Here is a 20,878-nt window from a genome sequence, read left to right on the forward strand (position 1 = left end):
TGAAGCGCTTCAAGCGCCCTTGTGACTCTTGCTGAATTTCCCCGTTTTATTCCCGCGTTATTGCAACAAAAGCCCAATGACCGTTACCTGACGGCGCTCCTATATTTGAAAGAAAGGCCCACAAGGTAATCTGTTATGACCGCAAAAAACGGCTCGCATGTCCGCATCTGGATATTAATGTTGATCTTATTTCTGTCGGTAATTGCCTACGCTGACCGATCTATTCTGTCGATCGCCGGCGGCGCAATTAAGGATGAATTTGGCCTGTCGCCGATTCAGCTGGGATTTGTGCTGTCCGCGTTCAGTTGGGCCTATGTGATTGGGCAAATTCCCGGCGGTTTATTTCTCGACCGCTTTGGCACCAAAAAAGTCTATGGCATTACCCTGGTGCTGTGGTCAATATCGACGCTGGCGATGGGCTTTATTGGCGAGTTTTCTCAGGGCGTTACCAGCGCGCTCATTATTATGTTCAGCCTGCGTTTTGCGCTGGGATTAATTGAAGCCCCCAGCTTTCCCGCCAACGCCCGCGTGGCCATTATGTGGTTTCCAAAATCGGAACGCGGCCGGGCCTCTTCGCTGTTTGCCTCATCACAGTATTTCGCGGTGGCGATCTTCTCCCCGTTGTCCGGCTGGCTGGTGTCTGAATTTGGCTGGCCGTGGCCGTTCTTTGTGCTGGGCTTGATTGGTATTTGCGCCTTCTTTGCCTGGCTGTGGTATATGAAGGAACCGCGTCAGCATCCGCACGTTTCCCGCCAGGAGTTGGACTATATTATCGACGGCGGCGGGCTGATCGATATTGACTCCACTGCCGTCAGGAAAGATAAAAATCGCCTGTCGCGTGCCACCTTCCGCAAACTGCTGACCAACCGCATGCTGTGGTGCGCCTACATCGGCCAGTACTGCACCATTGCCCTCAGCTATTTCTTTATCACCTGGTTCCCCATTTATCTGGTGCAGGCACGCGGAATGGATATTCTGCACGCCGGGTTTGCCACCATCGCACCGGCGCTGTTCGGCTTTGCCGGCGGTATTTCTGGCGGCATCATTTCCGATTACCTGATCCGCACCGGTTGGTCAGTTTCCTGGGCGCGCAAGACGCCGTATATTGTCGGCATGCTGATGGCCGCCACGCTGATTGCGGCGGCGGTTGCCAACAGTAACTTCTGGGTTATCGCCATTATGTCCTTCGCCTTCTATGGCAAAGGGGTGGCGGCCGGGGCAGGTACCTGGGCGATTATCAGCGATACCGCGCCTAAAGAAGCGGTGGGTCTGGCTGGGGCGATCTTTAACTGCGTGGGCAATATTGCCGGTATCGTCACCCCGATTATTTTTGGCTACCTGGTGGCCATCACCGGCAGCTACAGCCTGGGACTGGTGTTTGTTGGCGCACATTGCCTGGTGGCGGCGTTCTGCTTCCTGTTTATCATGGGGCCAGTGGTGCGCGTCGGCGGCGAAGAGCCTGAGGATGTCGATTACACGCTGACCCACGGCGTTCGCTAACCTGCCCGCTTCCGTCACCGCCCCGGCTTTAGCGGCCCGTGCGGTGACGGTATCAGTCGTTGATCTTCGCGGTAAAAACCTTCACCTTAGCCTTTCACGATCTATCCGGTACGGGTTCCCGTACTCGCCGCAATGACGGAGTACCGCTATGTCTCTTACCCTTCTGACGCAGTTGGCCGACCTTCCCGCCAGTCAGTGGGATGCGTTAACGCCCGACGACCAGCCTTTTATCAGCCATGCCTTTCTGAGCACGCTGGAAGAGAGCGGCTGTCTGGGCAAAGGCAGCGGCTGGCAGCCGGAGCATCTGCTGTGGGTTGAAAATGGCGTGGTGCAGGCGGCGCTGCCGGGTTACCGCAAAACCCATTCCCGGGGTGAGTACGTGTTTGACCATGCCTGGGCCGATGCCTGCCAGCGGGCGGGCCTGCCCTACTATCCCAAGTGGCTGGCCGCCGTGCCGTTCAGTCCGGTCACCGGCGCACGCCTGCTGGGCGGGGCCGACGCGGCCAGCAAACTGCTGCAGGGCATTCCGGATTTCCTGCAACAGCGGCAGATGCACAGCGCCCACATCAATTTCGGCAATGCCTTTACCCACGATCGGCTGGCGGAGGAACCCAACTGGCTGCCACGCCTCGGCCTGCAGTATCACTGGCATAATCCGGGCTACCGCGATTTCCAGGACTTCCTCGATACGCTGATGTCGCGCAAGCGTAAGCAAATCCGTAAAGAGCGGCAGCTGGTTGCCAGCCAGGGATTCGAATTTGAGTGGCTGAGCGGTAGCCAGCTGAGCGAATCGCACTGGGACTTTGTTTACGCCTGCTATGCCAATACCTATGCGGTGCGCGGCCAGCGTCCCTACCTCACCCGCGCCTTTTTCAGCCTGCTGGCGGAAAAAATGCCGCAGGCGATCCGCGTGGTGCTGGCGACGCAAAACGGCCTTGCCGCCGCCATGGCCTTCAGCCTGATGGATGGCAATACGCTGTACGGCCGTTACTGGGGCTGCCTGGAAGAGTTTAATCGCCTGCATTTCGAAACCTGCTTCTATCAGGGAATGGATTATGCCATTGCCCACGGCTTGCAGCGCTTTGATGCCGGCGCTCAGGGTGAACACAAGCTGATCCGGGGATTTGAACCGGTTATCACCGAATCCTGGCACTATCTGCGGCATGAAGGTCTGCGCGACGCCGTGGCCGATTTCCTGCAACAGGAGCGCGCTGGCGTGGCGCAGTGGGCAGAAGAAGCGCGGGAAGCATTACCTTACCGACGCCAGGGTGATGAGGCGTAACGCATAAATTAAATTAATATCATTAATAAAATAACTGCCAGCAATGGCGGCTATTTTCCATAAATAGCGATTTATAATTTAGCCAAACTTATGGTTCCGCACGATGCTCAGGTTCAACATTGCAGAGCCTGATTATAATAAAATCAGGCTAAGGAAATTCTGTAAATTTCATTAACTCAAATTAACAAAAATTCAATTCAAACAATATTCATTGCTCTATTCATCCTGAAAAAACACGTCCTGCCACAGCCTATAAATTATTTATTACTGGCCCTGATAATCTCTTTCCTCTTCACTCACATATAATTCTTAGCGAATCCCCTCATTAATGTTAATTACCAGAGGTTCAGCGCATGCCGTCTAAAAGTTCCAATAACACCAGTGAAGGGCAGTCAATTTATGACCAGGCGAATGGCAATACATTAACGGTACTGGGTAAAGACGGAAAAGCCATCGAGTTTGGCAAAGTCGTGATGGAACTCGCCACCTTAAGTGGTGGTAGCAACACCTCTATCACTACGGTCGGCACCATCGATGCTTTGCGCGCGCTTGAACCCGTTACGCCGGGTGAAATGGCGATAGTCATGGAATATACCGCCGGCACGAAAACCGGTGGAGGCGTGTTTATTTATGATATTTCTGACAAATCCACGCCAGAAGATTACGGCATCAATGTTGTTACTCCCAAAGGAGCACGCTGGAAGCGAAATCTGGCCAACTATCGTGAAGTCAACGTGGTATTTTTTGGTGCGGTCCCCGGTGGAACCCTTGACAGTGCCGAAGCAGTCACGCGGATGTGGAACTGGTCACAGAAGCACAGTCCCAGCATTGGTATTCAGTTCCCGGCAGGACGATACCTGATATCTAAATTCGATATTGCCAGCAAGGAGGTGGCCCGGTTTCGTCTTGCAGGCGATCTGGTCACCTTTGGCTATTCCCCCGCCACCACCCTGATTTCTGATAAAAAGAATGGCGAGGTGATGTTTAACGTCAATGCCCGCTACACGGAAATCACCAGCATCATCGTTGATGGTGAAAGTAAGGCCGCCACACCCAATACCAAAGGCTTTTATAAAAACATTATTCAGGCTGGTCAGTTTATTCGCGTCAGCAATATGATGTTTTATAATCTGGGCGGTAAAGGGTTAAGTATGCTCGATACCCTCGATTGTAAAATTGACCAGTGGTACGCCCGTGACTGTTCCGACACGGTGATTTATGCCACCTGGTCAAATAATCCGAGTGGTAAATGGGACCATATTACCGCCATCGAACTCTCCAACTTTAATATTCAACGCAGTACGCTAAAACCGGCCATCGATCTGCAACGTGCCACGCAATCCTTTATCTGGAATGGCTGGATTGAACATAGCGAATATCCCGGCAACCTTTCTAACGGTGACTGGTCTTTCATCGGGTTCAACCTTGAAACCTGCACCCATCCTTTTGAATGTCATTACACCCGCTTTATTAATACCCAATTCAATCTGCAGGCCGGTTCCAGCATGGATACCTCGGAAACCGGCGATACCTGGTCGTCTATTTCAGCGTATGAAAAAGGCAACGTGCATACCGAAAGTCACGGTATTGAGATCAACGGTTCGCTCAGCTACGACTATCTCTCCTCGCCCAATAAGATGGATAACCGCAAGGATGCCGAAACCTGGTTTTACCTGGGTGAACTGGCCCCGTCGCAGAACACCGTGCAAACCCGAATTCGCCTGTTAGCCAGCTGCGGTTACAGCAGCCAGGGCGAAACGCAAACCGGCTATTCTGAACGCTCGCCGGAAGGCAGTGCGGATATCTTTATTCTGAAAACCGGCGACAACTCTTTTACCAGCAGCTGGGTCGGTCAGGGTTCCTCTCCGGCTACCCGCGTGTTGACCCAGCCCGGTTCCTCGAACGGTAAGATTAAAATTTACGTCAAGCTCGGCAAATATACCGGCTATACCACCGCCATCATTGAAACCAATGATTTTAGCCGGTTCAGTAAGGGCATCCGTTTTATGTTCGAAAAGTCCTACACCGCGGTGACCGATGCCACGATGCTGGCCACCTTAAACGGGGCGACCGACAACTGCTTCCATCAGCACTGGCACGGCAAAGCCGCCGTGGGGATTGGCTTTAATAATGACAATGCCTTGCTGCTGAAAAGTGCCAATGTAGCGACGGCAGACGTGGGGACCGATGTGAAGTATCTAAAGGTGATGGTGGATGGCACAGCCTATGCGCTGGAGCTGAAAAAACTGAAGCCCGCCAGCTAGGCCGGAGGTGTGCGGCCCTGTGAACACAGGGCCGTTTACGCTTAATCCTCGCCGACAAAGCCGCCGGTTTGATGGGCCCAGAGTCGCGCATACAGTCCGCCGTGCGCCAGCAGTTCCTGATGCGTACCCATTTCGGCAATTCGCCCTTTCTCCAGCACCACCAGCCGGTCCATTTTGGCAATGGTCGACAGGCGGTGCGCGATGGCAATCACCGTTTTTCCGCCCATCAACGTTTCCAGGCTCTCCTGAATCGCCGCTTCCACTTCCGAATCCAGCGCGGAGGTGGCCTCATCCATGATCAGAATCGGCGCGTCTTTCAGCAACACGCGGGCGATGGCAATACGCTGTCGCTGGCCGCCAGAGAGCTTCACGCCGCGTTCACCGACGTGCGCATCCAGCCCGTAACGGCCCTGCGGATCGGACAGCATTGGGATAAATTCATCCGCTTTCGCCTGGTGAATGGCCTTTTCCAGCTCGGCTTCGGTGGCATTGGGGCGACCGTACAGCAGGTTGTCGCGGATGGATCGGTGCAGCAGCGAGGTGTCCTGAGTGATCATGCCGATTTGCGCCCGCAGACTTTCCTGGCTGACCTGGGCGATATCCTGACCATCAATCACAATGCGGCCACCGTCCAGATCGTACAGGCGCAGCAGCAGGTTCACCAGCGTCGATTTGCCGGCGCCGGAAGGCCCAATCAGCCCGATTTTTTCGCCCGGACGAATGGCCAGCTGCAGGTTATCGATCACCCGACGACTCCCGCCGTAATTGAAGTTCACCTCGTCATAGCGAATTTCGCCGCGATGGACCTTCAGCGTCGGGGCTTTCGGTTTATCCATCACGCTGAGCGGCTGGGCGATGGTTTGCAGGCCGTCCTGCACCATGCCGATATTCTCGAAAATGCCGTTAACCACCCACATGATCCAGCCGGACATATTCACAATGCGGATCACCAGACCGGTGGCCAGCGCAATCGCCCCGACGCTAATCAACGACTGGGTCCACAGCCACAGCGCCAGACCGGTGGTGCCGACGATCAACAGGCCGTTCAGCGTGGTGACCACCACATCCATATTGGTCACCATCCGGCCCTGTTCGCGGGTTTTAGCGGTCTGATCGCCGATCGCCTCGCGGGCATACTGCCGTTCAAGGTCGCTGTGGGCGAACAGTTTTAGCGTGGTGATATTGGTGTAGCCAGCCACGATGGTGCCCATTAATTTGGAACGCGCGTCGGAAGAGGCCACCGAACGGGATTTCACCCGCGGCACAAAGTAGGCGAGGCAGACAACATAGCCGACAATCCACAGCAGCAACGGCACCATCAGTCGCCAGTCGGCTTCGGCAAACAGCACCAGTGCGGTGATGGCGTAAATCAGCACGTGCCACAAGGCATCAACCGCCTGCACCGCGGAGTCCCGCAGCGCGTTGCCGGTCTGCATAATGCGCTGGGCGATACGTCCGGCGAAATCATTCTGGAAGAAATTCAGGCTCTGGCGCAGCACGTAGTTATGATTCTGCCAGCGGATCATACTGGTCATGCCGGGGTTGATGGTCTGGTGCACCAGCAGGTCGTGCAGGCCAATAAAGATCGGCCTCAGCACCAGCGCCACCACCAGCATCCAGATCAGTGCCGACGCGTGATCGCTGAAGAAGGTGGCCGGCGGCGTGCTGTTGACCATATCGATAATGGTGCTGAGATAGCGGAACAGCGCCACCTCAATCAGCGAGCCAATCAGGCCGACCACCAGCAGCATTGCGAAGCTTTGCCAGACCTGGCGAAGGTAGTAAACGTAGAAGGCCCAGACGCTGTTGGGTGGCGTTGCGCCGGGGGCATCCTGGAAGATGTCGATCAGTTTCTCAAAGCGGCGATACAACATTAAAGGCTCACTTTTACGGCTAAAAAAACTGATTTTAGTGCAATTTCATCCCCTTCTGCGTCACTACGTGCGTTTTTATGCCTGCGGCTCGACCACAACCAACCGCGAACCGTACTTCGCGCGCTGTTTCAGCGTGGGGGAATTTTCGGTGACTATCTGACTGATATCGCTCAATGGACAGACGTGTGCCAGCGCGCGATAGCCGATTTTGGAGCTGTCGACCAGTACCACCGTTTGCTCGGCAGACTTGATCATCGCCTGCTTGACCGGGATTTCGACGGTGTTGATATTGGTGATGCCGCTGTCGAAATGCACCCCTTCCGATCCCAGAAACGCCCAGTCAACGTGGATGCTGCTGATCTTGTCGACGGTCTCCTGCCCGACCAGGGTATAAACCTGATCCAGCATCAGCCCGCCGGCCACGTGCACGGTGATGCCCGGAAAATTGCCCAGCGCCATCGCGGTAAAAATGTCGTTGGTGACCACCGTCAGATTCTTTTTATCCTTCAATGCCAGCGCCAGCGCATACACCGTTGAACCGTTATCCAGAATCAACGACTGGCCATCTTTCACCAGGCTGGCGGCGTACTGCGCAATCGCGGTTTTGGCCGCGGCGTTCATCGTCAGTCGCTCAGTAAACGGCGTATCATTATTGCTTTCGGCTTCAACCGGCAACAGGCCGCCGTGGGTGCGCATCACCTTGCCGGTTTTCGCCAGCAAGGAGAGATCGCGGCGGATCGTTGAACTGTCCACGCCGAAGATCTCCGAAAGCTCTGCGGCATTCAGATAGCCCCGTTCAGCAATCATTTCTACTATTTGCGCTCTGCGCTGTGCCGCTGTCATCCCTCACTCCCTTGGTGTGTAATTGCACGTTATCATGCATATACTGACTCACAACGTGCAATTTGTCACCTTGAGAGGGGTTTATTCGCGGTAAAAACAATCATACTGCACGAATTTTCGCCTTGACTGCACGAATTCGTGCATATATGTTTAAACACATCAGGAATGTTTACCTTTAAGAGAATAAGACCCATGACGGCATTGTGCTTCAGTGACTACGAAAAAGAGTTAGCGCAGCAGGTCAGCGCCCTTGGCGACCAGCTCGACTATGCCCTGCCGGGCACACTGAATTCACTGGATCTCAACCAGTACGATCGCATTGTGCTGGCCGGAATGGGATCGTCTGATTATGCGTTGATCCCGATCGAACGGGCGCTGATCGCCCAGGGCTTACCGGTGTGGCGGATTGATGCAGGTCGCTTACTTGATATGCCAAAAATGGTCACACCAGGGACCTTATTGTGGATAACGTCACAATCCGGGATGAGTGGCGAAGTGGTGGCGGTGCTGGATGCCGTCGCCACGCCGAAAACGCTGATTGGCGTCACCAACGATATCACCAGCCTGCTGGCAAAAAAGGCGGATATCCTGGTGGAACTGAAAAGTGGTGATGAAGCCACCGTCAGTGCCAAAAGCTATCTGAATACCTTAGTCGCCAGCTACCGGACGCTGTACGCCCTGACCGGTCAGGACGAGAAGCCGCTGTTGGCAGAGGTCCGCGCCGTGCTACCGCAGGTGGCGGGGATCATCGAACAACGCGATCCGGTACAGCAGCTGACCGACCGTTTATTCCGCCATGCTAAACCGCGCGTGGCGCTGGTGGGTATGGGAGCCGATGCTGCCACCGCCTTAACCGGGGCATTGATTATCAAAGAAGCATCAAAAATGAGTGCAGAAGGCTTTATCGGCGGCGAGTTCCGACATGGCCCGATGGAAACCTCGGGTGAAGGCATGCTGGCCGTGCTGTTTGGCGATGGCAGCGATGTCACGCTGCAAACGCTGGCCACGGATTTGCTGAGCAATGGCACCGAAGTGGTTACCGTTGGGCCGGTGGCCTACGCCCGCAGTCCGCGCTGGGACACGCCAGGCAACTCGCCGTTAACCCGTTTACTCTGCGCTATGCTCTGGGTTCAGCATCTTACCGTTACGCTTGCCCGCGGCAATGGTATGGTGCCAGGTGAATTCCTCTACGGCAAAAAAATAACGGACAAAATATGACAACTCACACACTTCCTCTCCGCGCAGGTATCGATATGGGTGGCACCGGGACACGCATTGTGTTGCTGGACGGTGAACGGGAAGTGGTGTCAGAAACGGTGGCGACGGCCTGGTTTACTACCCTGCCGCAAACGCTGCGGGCCAAGGCGCTGGTCGACAAGATTTGCCGCCTGTTGCCGAACGGCTCTTCGCTGGCAAGTTTAGGCATCGGCGCCAGTGGCCCGGTCAATAACGCCACTGAAATCATTGAGAATAACGACACGCTGGCCTGCTTTTCCTATTACCCGCTGGTGGCGCAATTACGCGAAATGCTGGCGATACCGGTGGCCATTGATAACGATGCGGTAGTGGCCGCGCTGGGCGAATACCATTTAGGCGCAGGCCGTGGCAGCCAACGCATGCTGATGGTGACATTAGGCACCGGCATTGGCGTCGCGCTGCTGGATAACGGCGAACCGTTGCGCAGTTTTGACGGCAAGCATCCGGAAGCCGGGCATATTCCGGTCTCTTCCGAACCGGTGATGTGTTATTGCGGTTTGCAGGGCTGTTGGGAGATGCTCGCTTCGCGCGGTGCCTTGCAGCAGGCGCTGGAAAACGAGCTGCCGGATTTGGTCTGGAATGGCAGCACCCCGGCGGTATTAACCGAAATGAAAGCCGCCAGGCCGAAAGTCGCCGACATTCTGTATAAATATGGTCATACCGTTGGGCGCGGATTAAATACGCTGCTGACGCTGTATGGCCCGGATATTACCGTATTAAGCGGTAGCGCGGCGGCCCTGCTTCCGCTTTATCAGTCAGGTCTCGACTCTGCATTGGTCCGCGCAGACGGATATGCGGTAAATAATCATATTACGCATTCTGCCCTTGGCGATGCGGCCGGGGCGTTGGGCGCAGCAATATTGCCAACGCTCAGGGCCACTCGTTAACAGTCCTTAAATTAAATCACCTATTCATCTCTCGATGCGCGGCGGGCGCGTCAGGAACGGCGAGTCAGCCAGCACCAGGGGAATCCCGCCAACTGTAAGAAGTAAAATAAGAAAGTGCTCGTAATTATCGCCTGGCCCCTTTAGTTTACAAGGGCGCCAGGCGTTTTACCGTTGTTAAAAAAGATTGACCAATCGCTTTTCATTTACTGTAACTGGAGAGTTTGTATGACGCGTCGATTCACCCCCCGTTTGACCGGTTATGTCCTCACCCTGCTGGCACTCAGCGCCTCCGGGATGGCCTCTGCAAAAACCCAAATTAATGCCTTATTTATGTCTCAGGCCGCCTACAGCGAAAGCGACGTGCGTGCCATGACCACTGATTTTGAAAAAGCCCATCCCGACGTCAGCGTTAATCTTGAATTTGTCCCTTATGAAGCGCTGCACGATAAAATCGTCGCCGCACGCGGTGCGGGCAGCAATGGTTATGACGTGGTGTTATTTGACGATATGTGGCCCGCTGAATTCAGCAAATTCAATATGCTGAAAGATATCACCAGTAAAATTACCCCGGATGAAAAGGCAAAAGTCTTTGATGGCGCCTGGAGTACCGTCAGCTGGAATAACAAACAGTGGGGAATGCCGTGGATCCTCGATACCAAATACCTTTATTACAATAAAGCGATGCTGGCGAAAGCCGGAATTAAAGAGCCGCCAAAAACCTGGGCACAGGTGATGGAGCAGTCGCAGATCCTGAAAGAGAAAGGCATCGTGAAATATCCGCTGGTGTGGAGCTGGTCTCAGGCCGAAGCGCTGGTCTGTGATTACACCACGCTGGTTTCCGCTTTCGGTGGTCAATTCTATAAAGATGGCAAGCTGACCTTCAGCGATGCGGGATCGGTTAAAGCCGTCGATTATATGAAAACCTCGCTGGATAAAGGGGTCACTAACCCGAACTCCCGCGAATATCTGGAAGAGGATGTGCGTAAGGTGTTCTCTAACGGCGATGCGGCGTTTGCCCTGAACTGGACCTATATGTACAACATGGCCAACGATCCGAAGCAGAGCAAAGTGGCCGGTGACGTTGGGATTGTGCCTGCACCGTCTGAAAAAGCGGGTGCGGTGGCGGCGATGAATGGCTCGATGGGCCTGGGCGTGACCCAGACCAGCAGCCACCCGGATCAGTCCTGGGATTACATTCGCTACCTGACGTCTCAGCCGGTGCAGGATAAATATGCCCGTCTGAGCCTGCCAATCTGGAAATCCTCTTATGACGATCCGGCGGTGCAGAAAGGCCAGGAGCCGTTAATTACTGCCGCCAAACCGGCGCTGGACGTGATGCTGATGCGCCCAATTACCGCCGATTATTCCCGCCTCTCCAACACCCTGCAGCAACAGCTGCAACAGGTATTGCAGGGACAGGTCACGCCGGAAGCGGGTATGGCAGCCGTGACGAAAAGCGCTCAGCGTCTGCATTAAGGAGTCGCGATGCTCAGTTTGTCACAACGTGAGCAGCGTCAGGCATGGGTGCTTCTGGCACCCATGCTGATCGTTATGGGGCTGTTGACCGCCTGGCCCCTGCTGCGAACCATCTGGCTCAGCTTTACCGACGCCGCGCTGATCGGCACCGGTGGCGAAATCAATTACGTGGGTATCGAGAACTATCTCTATGCCCTCACCGATCCCGACTTCCTTGCCTCTATCCTGCGTACGCTCTATTTCACCGTGGTGTCGGTGGCGCTGGAAGGGATTATTGGCGTGCTGGTCGCCTTGCTGCTCAATCAAAAGTTTTATGGCCGAAGCGTGCTGCGCGTGCTGGTGATTTTGCCGTGGGCGCTGCCGACCATCGTTAACGCCATGATGTGGCGACTGAATTTCAATCCTGACTACGGCAGCATTAACGCCCTGCTGACCCAGCTGGGCATTATTGACGGCTACCGCAGCTGGCTGGGTTCACCGGATTCCGCGCTGAATGCGGTGATGCTGGCGGACGTCTGGAAAAACTACCCGCTGGTCACCCTGATGACGCTGGCCGCAATGCAGTCGATTCCGGACGATCTGTTTGAAGCCGCCCGGCTGGATGGCGCGTCGGCCTTTCGCCGCTTCCGCGCCATTACCTTCCCGGCCATAGTCGGGCCGCTCAGCGTGGCGCTAATCCTGCGCACCATCGATGCCTTTAAAATCTTCGACATCATCTATGTGATGACGCGCGGTGGGCCGGTCGACAGCACCAAAACCCTCAGCTTCTTCGTCTATCAGGAGTCGTTCAGCTATCTCCGTGCCGGCAGCGGTGCAGCCTACGCCATTCTGATGACGCTGATGTGCAGCATCCTGATTGCCCTTTATATGGCGATGCTCTATCGCCAACGCCGCAGGAGCGTAGTCAATGAAGCGTAAACTCCGGCTGGTTCTGCGTTATCTGGCCGCGCTGCTGGTTGCGGTCAGCATCCTTGGCCCGATGCTGTGGCTGTTCCTGATGAGCGTCAGCTCGAATAACGATCTGGCGCGCATTCCGCTGGAGTGGTTACCGCGCAAATGGGATTTCAGTCGCTACGCGGCGTTGGTGTCACTTGAGCCCGGTCAGCCGGGGGCGTTATTCCTGCACGCGCTGGGCAACAGTATTCTGGTGGCCACCAGCGCCACGCTGATTTCGCTGCTGTTGGCGATCCCGGCGGCATTCAGCTTTTCCCGCTATCCGGGCCGTGACGGCTGGTTGTTTGGCAGCCTGGCGATTTATATGGTGCCGCCGGTGGCCTTCGTACTGCCGCTCTATTTCGTGCTGCAACAGCTCAATCTGCTGAACACCCACCTTGGCCTGGTGCTGGTTTACTGCTCGCTGATTCTGCCATTCCTCACCTGGATGCTGAAAAACCAGTTTGATGCCCTGCCAAGGGACATCGAACAGGCGGCGCGTCTGGATGGGCTGCGCTTCTGGCAGGTACTGCTGCGCATCACGCTGCCGCTGGCGAAACCGGTGCTGGGCGCGTCGGCGCTGTTTGGCTGGCTGCTGGCCTGGGATGAATTCTTTTATGCCTTGCTGTTTACCAGCAATATCAGTGCCCAGACGCTGCCCGTGACCATTGCGGGCTTTACCGCAGGCCGCGCCACCGATGACGGGCTGATTGCCGCCGTCGGCATTCTGGCCTCGGTTCCGCCGTTGTTTATTGCCATCTGGCTGCAAAAAAGCCTGGTTAACGGGTTGGCCAGTGGCGGCAGTAAAGGCTAGCCGTCGCCCTTTTATGGAGAGAACGCTGAATTATGGCTCGTGTTGAACTGGTGAAAGTGGCCAAGCGCTACGGTAAACAAACGGTGCTCAGCCCGCTGGATTTAACCATTCCGGACGGCAGCTTTACCGTGCTGGTCGGCCCGTCAGGCTGTGGCAAATCCACGCTGCTCAGGCTGCTAGCCGGGCTGGATACGCTGTCAGAAGGGGCGATCCTGCTGGATGCCAAACAGATCAACGATCTGGATCCGGCAGATCGCGATATTGCGATGGTTTTTCAAAGCTACGCGCTCTATCCCCATCTGACGGTGGCGGAAAACCTCGGCTTCCATATGAAGGTCAAGCGGGTCAAACGCGAAGAGCAGGAGAGCAAAATCGCCCGCGTGGCGGAGATCCTCGGCATCAGCAAACTGTTAAACCGCTTTCCCCGTGCGCTGTCTGGCGGCCAGCGCCAGCGCGTGGCAATGGGTCGGGCGATGGTGCGCAACCCGCAGGTTTTCCTGTTTGATGAGCCGCTGTCCAACCTCGATGCCCAGCTGCGCATGGAGCTGCGGGCGGAAATCAAAGCGCTGCATCAGCGATTCAAAACCACCATGGTGTATGTCACGCACGATCAGGTTGAGGCGATGACGCTGGCTGACCAGATAGTGGTGATGCGGGATGGCGTTATCGTCCAGCAGGGCAAACCGCTGGAGATATATGACTTTCCGGTGAACACCTTTGTGGCCCGCTTTATTGGCTCGCCGCCGATGAACCTGCTTGAGGGCCAGCTGGACATCCAGCAAGGTCAACCGGGCGTGCTGTGCAATGGCTTGAGGTTTACCCTGCCTGCGCGCTGGCATGACGCCGCCCGCCGTCAGGGAAACAAACCGGTGCTGGTGGGTGTGCGCGCGCAGGATTTCATCCTCGATCCCACGTCGGCGCAGCCAACCGCCACCGTCAAACTGATCGAAGTGACCGGCGAATCAAGCCTGCTGCACATTGACTGGCAGGGCTTTTCCTTACATGTGCAGTTCGCGGGTCGGGTAGATGCCCAGCCAGAACAGGCCATTGCGCTGGCCATTAACAGTGAAAAAATGCACCTGTTCGATGCGGAGAGCGGCAACCGACTCAGTTAAACCGATAATGAGCGTTCACTGGATTGTTTCCAAACTGGAAAGAGTTTTTACGATTTTTCCGGGATAATAATCCCGCTAAAACCGGTGTAGCCTTGTGGTCAAAGCAACATCAACATCCGACGACAACAGAAATAACGAGGCTAAGATGGCAACAGGACTGGTAATTTTACTGCACGGCGTTGGCAGCAACGGAGAGGATTTGGCCGGTCTTGGCGCACACTGGTCTGGCGATCTGCCGGGCGTGAGCTTTGCCAGCCCCAATGCCCCTTTCCGTTTTGACCATGGGCCTGGCTATCAGTGGTTCAGCCTGAACGGCATCACGCCGGATAATCGTCCGGCGCGCGTGGAAGCCGCGCGCGACGCCTTCGACCGGCAGCTCAGCGCAATCCTGGCCGAACATCAGATGGAAAATCAGCTGGATAAAGTGGTGCTGGTGGGCTTTTCGCAGGGCTCGATTATGGGGCTGGACGCGATTGTTTCTGGCCGCTGGCCCGTCGCCGGACTGGTCTCTTTCTCCGGTCGCCTCGCCTCACCAACGCCGTATCATCCGGCGGTGAATACGCCGGTGCTGATGATCCATGGTATGGCAGACAGCGTGATCCCTTATGGCGAAACGGAAACCGCCGCCGCCGCACTGCGCGAAGCCGGCGTTACCGTCAGCACCCAATTTGATGCTTCCATTGGCCACACCATTTCCGCCCAGGGCGCACGTTCAGCGGCCGAATTTATCGCCCGCTGCCTGGCTTAAGCCTGCAAAACGGTGTGAATGTGCGCTGGCACAGCGCAGTCTCAACAGCAAAGCTCCTGCGGGAGCTTTTTTATTGCCTTTATATTCATTCACTTAATACATCCCTTCCGCCCGCGCCACCTAATCCCGCAGAGAAAGTGTGATTAAGATCGCACTTATTGTTAATCGACTAATAATTACCAGGGTTATTATTACACCCATCGAAGGCACACAGTCTTCACCTGCAAAACATGCAAACCATAAAGAAGGATTTTAACCATGAAAACCATCAAAACGCTGTCTGTCGCCGCTATTGCCGCCCTGTCACTGGTTTCTTTCGGTAGCTTCGCTGCCCAGAGCATCTCTGCACACGGTGCAACCCTTGACGGCGCACAGGCCAAAATCGAAGCTCAGGCGAAAGCATCCGGCGCTGATTCTTATAAAATCACCAGTGCCCGTGCAGATAACGGCGTGTATATGACCGCTGAACTGTACAAATAAGGAATGGTGCATAAGGACGTGCCAGAAGAAGCTGCCTCCGGGCGGCTTTTTTTGTGCCTGCTCACTGGTACTCTTCAATCACCGGCGGCTCTTTGACCGGCAGGGTGATAATAAAGCGCGCACCGCCTTCCGCCCGGTTCTCGGCGCGAATTTTGCCCTCGTGAATGCTGACGATGGCCTGACAGATGGCCAGGCCCAGCCCGACGCCCGGCACCGCCGACTCTTTGTTACCACGCGAAAACTTCTCAAAAATCTGCGTTTCCTGGCCGCCAGGAATGCCCGGCCCGCTGTCCCATACCTCAATTTCCAGTCGCTGCGCCTGCACACCGGCGCGAATGCCTATCTGCGCATCGTCACCGGCATATTTCAGCGCGTTCTCCAGCAGGTTAGTCAGCACCCGCTCCATTAGCGGCCCGTCAACGTGGATCAACAGCATCTCCTCCGGTAACGTCAGCGCCACTTTCCTGTTGCCCAGCGATGGAGCCATCATCTTCAGCGTGCTGCCGATCAATTCTTCCAGCGCCATCCACTCAGCACGCAGGCTAAATCCGCCGGACTGCAGGCGAGCCATATCCAGCAGATTGTTGACCAGCCGGATAGTATTCAGCGTTTGCTCGCGCATCTCGCTGGCCTGAATGGCGTGTTTTGAGCCTTCCGTCGCCAGATCCAGCGTCAGGATCTCCGCCTGGCCAAACAGCACCGTCAGCGGCGTGCGCAAATCGTGCGACAACGCCGACAGCAGCGCATTGCGTAGCTGCTCGCGTTCCGCAGCCAGACGGGAAACCGCTTCGCGCTGGCTCAGGGCAATACGCTCCAACGCGTTGGCAATCAGCACCGTAAAGGTTTCCACCAGCCGCTGCTGTTCCGGGATCATCAGCTGACGCAGATTCAGCGGCTCCAGCACCAGCAGGCCCAGCGTTTCATTACCGCTTTTCAGCGGCAGGATCTGCCAGGGCACGCCCGGCAAGGTGTCGGTGCCGGCACCGGCGGGCTGGCCTTTATCGAAGCTCCAGCGCGCGATGGCGTTATCCGGCACGTTATTCAGCCGCGACTCGCCAACCGCCACCAGTTCGCCCTGCTCGTCCGGCAACAGCAGTTCGCTGCGGGCCTGCAACGTGGTGTCCAGACTTCGCGGTAACGCCTGCGCAATGTCCTGCTGGCTGAGCGCGCGGCTCAGGGTCTTCGCCATCTCATAAAGATGCCGCGCGCGCTGTTCACGGTAACGGGCAACGCGGGCCTGATAGCGCACGCCCGCCGTCAGGTTGCCGACAATCACCCCCACCGCCAGCATCACGCCGAAGGTGACCAGATACTGCACATCCGACACCGCGATGGTGCCGGTCGGCATCACAAACACCAGGTCAAAGGCGACAATATTCAGCACGGTAGCAACGACAGACGGCCAGCGACCATAGCGCAGCGCCACCACCACCACCGCCAGCAGATAGACCATCACCAGGTTCACGGAGTCGACGCCCGGCAGCAGCCAGCGCCCGGCCAGCGTTACCAGCGAACATAAAATCAGGCTGGCCAGGCAACCGCGCAACGGATTTCGCCATTTGTCGCCGCCGGGACGGTTATCGGCCAGCGCGCTGGCCGGTGCTGAAACCGGCTCATCCAGCGCGACAATCACCATATCCAGATCCGGGCCGAGTTTGCCCAGCCGTTCAGCAAAGCTGTCGCGCCGCCAGCGGCGGGCGGGCCGGCGACCGAGGATAATTTTGCCGAGGTTATGTTCACGTGCGTAACGCAGCACCGCGTTGGCATCGTCAGGATCGGAGAGCGTGGCGGTTTCCGCCCCCAAATCCTGCGCCAGCTGTAAGGTGCGCAGAATGCCACGGCGTCGGGCTTCAGAAAGCCGGTGCAGCCGGGGCGTTTCAACGTAGACCGCGTGCCAGACGCTATCCAGCCGCGCCGCCAGCCGGGCTGCGGTACGCACCAGTTTTTCGCTGCCGGTGTTATCGCCAATGCACAGCAGGATTGCATCGCGCGTATGCCAGACTTTCTCCCGACCCTGGCTGTCCCGCCAGGCCCGCATCTGATCGTCAACCCGATCGGCGGTGCGGCGCAGCGCCAGTTCACGCAGGGCAAACAGGTTGCCCTTACGAAAGAAGTTCTCAATGGCGCGTTCGGCCCGGTCGCCAATATAGACCTTGCCCTCTTTCAGCCGCTGACGTAAATCGTCGGCCGGCAAATCCACCAGCACCACTTCGTCGGCCGCATCGAAAAAGGGATCCGGCACGGTTTCCCGCACGCGGATCCCGGTCACGCCGCCGACCACATCATTCAGGCTTTCCAGATGCTGAACGTTGACGGTGGTCATCACGTCCATCCCGGCGTCCAGCAGCTCTTCAATATCCTGCCAGCGTTTAGGATGCCGGGAGCCTGGCGCATTGGTGTGCGCCAGTTCGTCCATCAGGATCACCGCCGGATGACGCGCCAGTGCCGCATCCAGATCGAATTCCGGATGGCGGTTTTGTCCAGTCGCCTTACGCGGCAGAACCGTCAGGCCGTCCAGCAGCGCCGCCGTCTCCTCACGCCCATGGGTTTCCACCACGCCGACCAGCACCTCCAGCCCCTGCGCCCGCAGGCGACGCGCTTCCTGCAGCATCGCCCAGGTTTTCCCCACCCCGGCACAGGCACCGAAGTAGATTTTCAGCTTGCCGCGCCCGCTTTCCGTCGCCTGCAGCAGCAGGGAATCCGGGTCCGGTCGGTGCAGTTCATCGTTCATGGACGCTCCCTGTTAAAATCAAAAGTCAGTTATTGCAGTGCATCCCACGCCAGGTTCAGCGTCACCACGTTGACGCCAGGTTCGCCAATAAAGCCGGGGAATGGCGTATGGGTATTATCCTCAATCAGTCTTTTCACCTCTTCCAGCGGCAGCTGACGCGCCGCCGCCACGCGCGGTGCCTGCCAGAAGGCCGCTTCCGGTGAAATCTGCGGATCCAGGCCACTGCCCGATGCCGTCACCAAATCGACCGGCACCGCCGCGCTGGCCTGCGGATTGGCTTTACGCAATGCCGCCACCCGCTGTTTTACCGCGTCATCGAGCGCCGGGTTGCTGCCCGCCAGGTTGCTGCCCGACGACGCCAGCGGATTATAAGGTGAATCGCCGGTGGCGGAAGGACGGCCCCAAAAATAGTTCGGCTGCGTGAAGTTCTGCCCAATCAACGCCGATCCCTGCGTTTTCCCGTCAGTTATCAACAGTGAACCGTTGGCCTGTGACGGGAACCACCACTGGGCCAGCGTGGTGGTGAGTAAAGGATAAATCAGCCCGGTGATTAACGTTAGTAACAGCAGCAAAATCACCGCAGGACGTAATTGACTCATGATGTTCACTCCTTACAACCAACCGGTCAGGGTCAGTAACATATCGATCAGCTTGATGCCGGCAAACGGCACCAGCAGGCCACCAAAACCATAAATCCACAGATTACGACGCAGCAGCGCGGCGGCACTCAGCGGACGGTAGCTGACCCCGCGCAACGCCAGCGGGATCAGGAACACAATCACCAGCGCGTTAAAGATCACCGCCGACAGAATGGCGGAGTCCGGCGAGTGCAGGCGCATCACGTTCAGCGCATTCAGCTGCGGGTAGGTCACCGCAAACGCGGCCGGAATGATGGCGAAATACTTGGCCACGTCATTGGCGATACTGAAGGTGGTGAGCGATCCCCGCGTCATCAGCATCTGCTTACCGATGTGCACCACTTCCAGCAATTTGGTCGGGTTGGAATCCAGATCCACCATATTGCCCGCTTCTTTCGCTGCCTGGGTGCCCGAGTTCATCGCCACCGCCACGTCCGCCTGCGCCAGCGCCGGGGCATCGTTGGTGCCATCGCCGGTCATCGCCACCAGTCGTCCTTCCGCCTGATACTGACGGATCAGCGCCAGCTTGGCTTCCGGTGTCGCTTCTGACAGAAAATCGTCCACGCCTGCTTCAGCGGCAATCGCCGCCGCCGTCAGCGGGTTATCGCCGGTGATCATGATGGTCTTGATGCCCATTTTGCGCAGCTCGGCAAAACGCTCTTTGATGCCGCCTTTCACAATGTCTTTCAGCGCCACCACGCCCATCACTTTGGCGCCATCGCAGACCACTAACGGCGTGCCGCCGCTGCGAGCCACGTCCTCCACCAGCTTGTTCACTTCTGCCGGGAAGGTGCCGCCATTGCTGTCGATATGGCGGCGAACGGCGTCAACCGCCCCTTTCCGCACCATGCGATCCTGCACGTTGACGCCGCTCATTCGCGTCTGGGCCGAGAACGGAATAAAGGTCGCGCCCATGCTGTTGAGATCGCGCTCGCGCAGGTTAAACTTCTGCTTGGCCAGCACCACAATGCTGCGCCCTTCCGGCGTCTCATCAGCCAGCGACGCCAGCTGTGCTGCGTCGGCCAGCTGCTCTTCGCTGACGCCCGGCGCAGGCATAAACTGGGTGGCCTGGCGGTTGCCGAGGGTGATGGTGCCGGTTTTATCCAGCATCAGCACATCGACATCGCCCGCAGCTTCCACCGCACGCCCGCTGGTGGCGATGACGTTAGCGGCCAGCATCCGGCTCATCCCCGCCACGCCAATCGCGGACAGCAGGCCGCCAATGGTGGTCGGTATCAGGCAGACCAAGAGCGCCACCAGCACGGTGATACTGACCGGATTCCCGCCCCAGACCGTGAACGGATAGAGCGTGGCCGTCGCCAGCAGAAAGACGATGGTCAGCGCCACCAGCAGGATGGTCAGCGCGATTTCGTTCGGGGTTTTGCGCCTTGTTGCGCCTTCCACCATGGCGATCATCCGGTCGAGGAAGGTTTCGCCAGGGTTAACGCTGCACTGGATCACCAGCCAGTCCGAGAGGATGCGCGTCCCGCCGGTGACCGACGCAAAGTCGCCGCCCGATTCGCGGATCACCGGTGCAGATTCGCCGGTGATCGCGCTCTCGTCGACGGATGCGCCGCCTTCCAGCACTTCGCCATCGCAGGGAATGATGTCACCGGCTTCCACTAGCACCACATCGCCTTTGCGCAGCGAATCTGCCGCGACCTGCTGATGTGCCGACCCGTATTTTGCCGCCGCCATTTTTTTGGCATAGCTGGTCTTCTGGATGCCTTTCAGGCTGTTGGCCTGCGCTTTACTGCGCCCTTCGGCCAGCGCTTCGGCAAAGTTTGCGAACAGCACGGTGAACCACAGCCACAGCGAAATCGCCCCGGTAAAGCCGGCGCTGCCCGGCGTTTTTCCTGCCAGCATGGCCAGCGCCAGCAGCGTGGTGAGCACGCTGCCCAGCCAGACAACAAACATCACCGGGTTGCGGAACTGCACGCGCGGGCTCATTTTTTTCAGGGCATCGCCCAGGGCAACCCTTATCAGCGCACCGTCAAACAGCGCCTGTTGATTACGACTCATGATCCTTCTCTCCG

16 protein-coding genes are annotated in these 20,878 nt (G+C 57.1%); 11 read left to right on the top strand and 5 right to left on the bottom strand.

What is annotated here, in order from left to right; genetic code table 11:
* The first annotated feature begins 135 nt into the window (after nt 1-135).
* From E2F51_RS05915 to E2F51_RS05925, 3 genes are all read left to right on the top strand, one after another.
* The gene (locus E2F51_RS05915) at nt 136-1,500 is read left to right on the top strand and encodes an MFS transporter (protein ID WP_013204326.1); all 1,365 of its coding nucleotides are present in this window, start codon (nt 136-138) and stop codon (nt 1,498-1,500) included.
* 148 nt (nt 1,501-1,648) lie between these two features.
* Nucleotides 1,649-2,782, top strand: coding sequence for a GNAT family N-acetyltransferase (locus tag E2F51_RS05920; protein ID WP_134822965.1), 1,134 nt, complete (start codon nt 1,649-1,651; stop codon nt 2,780-2,782).
* A 353-nt stretch (nt 2,783-3,135) separates the two neighbouring features.
* Complete coding sequence (locus E2F51_RS05925; protein WP_134822966.1) at nt 3,136-5,046, top strand: hypothetical protein; 1,911 nt, start codon at nt 3,136-3,138, stop codon at nt 5,044-5,046.
* Nucleotides 5,047-5,087: 41 nt separating this feature from the next.
* On the opposite strand, the gene E2F51_RS05930 is transcribed toward E2F51_RS05925, so the two are convergent.
* Together E2F51_RS05930 and E2F51_RS05935 are read right to left on the bottom strand one after the other, a co-directional pair.
* Nucleotides 5,088-6,920: an ABC transporter ATP-binding protein gene (locus tag E2F51_RS05930; protein WP_134822967.1), complete on the bottom strand. Its 1,833-nt coding sequence runs from the start codon at nt 6,918-6,920 to the stop codon at nt 5,088-5,090.
* A 75-nt stretch (nt 6,921-6,995) separates the two neighbouring features.
* Nucleotides 6,996-7,763, bottom strand: coding sequence for a DeoR/GlpR family DNA-binding transcription regulator (locus E2F51_RS05935; RefSeq protein WP_134822968.1), 768 nt, complete (start codon nt 7,761-7,763; stop codon nt 6,996-6,998).
* 192 nt (nt 7,764-7,955) lie between these two features.
* On the opposite strand from E2F51_RS05935, the gene E2F51_RS05940 reads away from it, so the two are divergent.
* The 8 genes from E2F51_RS05940 to E2F51_RS05975 all read left to right on the top strand — a co-directional run bounded on the left by E2F51_RS05940 (nt 7,956) and on the right by E2F51_RS05975 (nt 15,473).
* The gene (locus tag E2F51_RS05940) at nt 7,956-8,981 is read left to right on the top strand and encodes an SIS domain-containing protein (RefSeq protein WP_245174178.1); all 1,026 of its coding nucleotides are present in this window, start codon (nt 7,956-7,958) and stop codon (nt 8,979-8,981) included.
* Nucleotides 8,978-9,907 carry an ROK family protein gene (locus tag E2F51_RS05945; protein ID WP_134822970.1) on the top strand — a complete coding sequence of 310 codons (930 nt, stop codon included), beginning with the start codon at nt 8,978-8,980 and terminating at the stop codon, nt 9,905-9,907. Before E2F51_RS05940 ends, E2F51_RS05945 begins: the two co-directional genes overlap by 4 nt.
* A 225-nt stretch (nt 9,908-10,132) precedes the next feature.
* Nucleotides 10,133-11,383, top strand: a complete 1,251-nt coding sequence (locus E2F51_RS05950; protein ID WP_134822971.1) for an extracellular solute-binding protein — start codon at nt 10,133-10,135, stop codon at nt 11,381-11,383.
* A gap of 9 nt (nt 11,384-11,392) precedes the next feature.
* A complete protein-coding gene (locus E2F51_RS05955; protein WP_134822972.1) occupies nt 11,393-12,301 on the top strand; it encodes a carbohydrate ABC transporter permease in 909 nt (302 codons plus the stop codon).
* Entirely contained in the window at nt 12,291-13,130 is an 840-nt protein-coding gene (locus tag E2F51_RS05960) for a carbohydrate ABC transporter permease (protein WP_013204335.1), read from the top strand. The genes E2F51_RS05955 and E2F51_RS05960 overlap by 11 nt, the downstream gene beginning before the upstream one ends.
* Before the next feature lie 32 nt (nt 13,131-13,162).
* Complete coding sequence (locus E2F51_RS05965) at nt 13,163-14,245, top strand: ABC transporter ATP-binding protein (RefSeq protein WP_134822973.1); 1,083 nt, start codon at nt 13,163-13,165, stop codon at nt 14,243-14,245.
* Nucleotides 14,246-14,390: 145 nt separating this feature from the next.
* On the top strand, nt 14,391-14,993 hold the full coding sequence (locus tag E2F51_RS05970; RefSeq protein ID WP_134822974.1) for an alpha/beta hydrolase: 603 nt from the start codon (nt 14,391-14,393) through the stop codon (nt 14,991-14,993).
* Between the two features lie 258 nt (nt 14,994-15,251).
* A complete protein-coding gene (locus E2F51_RS05975) occupies nt 15,252-15,473 on the top strand; it encodes a YdgH/BhsA/McbA-like domain containing protein (RefSeq protein WP_013204338.1) in 222 nt (73 codons plus the stop codon).
* Between the two features lie 61 nt (nt 15,474-15,534).
* Here E2F51_RS05975 and kdpD read toward each other — a convergent pair whose 3' ends face one another.
* The 3 genes from kdpD to kdpB are packed head-to-tail and all read right to left on the bottom strand — an operon-like array spanning nt 15,535 to nt 20,864.
* Nucleotides 15,535-18,204: a two-component system sensor histidine kinase KdpD gene (gene kdpD / locus E2F51_RS05980; protein WP_134822975.1), complete on the bottom strand. Its 2,670-nt coding sequence runs from the start codon at nt 18,202-18,204 to the stop codon at nt 15,535-15,537.
* Nucleotides 18,205-18,233: 29 nt separating this feature from the next.
* Complete coding sequence (kdpC, locus tag E2F51_RS05985; RefSeq protein WP_134822976.1) at nt 18,234-18,803, bottom strand: potassium-transporting ATPase subunit KdpC; 570 nt, start codon at nt 18,801-18,803, stop codon at nt 18,234-18,236.
* Nucleotides 18,804-18,815: 12 nt separating this feature from the next.
* The gene (kdpB, locus tag E2F51_RS05990) at nt 18,816-20,864 is read right to left on the bottom strand and encodes a potassium-transporting ATPase subunit KdpB (protein WP_013204341.1); all 2,049 of its coding nucleotides are present in this window, start codon (nt 20,862-20,864) and stop codon (nt 18,816-18,818) included.
* Nucleotides 20,865-20,878 lie beyond the last annotated feature (14 nt).

The sequence above is a fragment of the Erwinia sp. QL-Z3 genome (genome assembly GCF_004551645.1).
GTDB classification, from domain to species: domain Bacteria; phylum Pseudomonadota; class Gammaproteobacteria; order Enterobacterales; family Enterobacteriaceae; genus Erwinia; species Erwinia billingiae.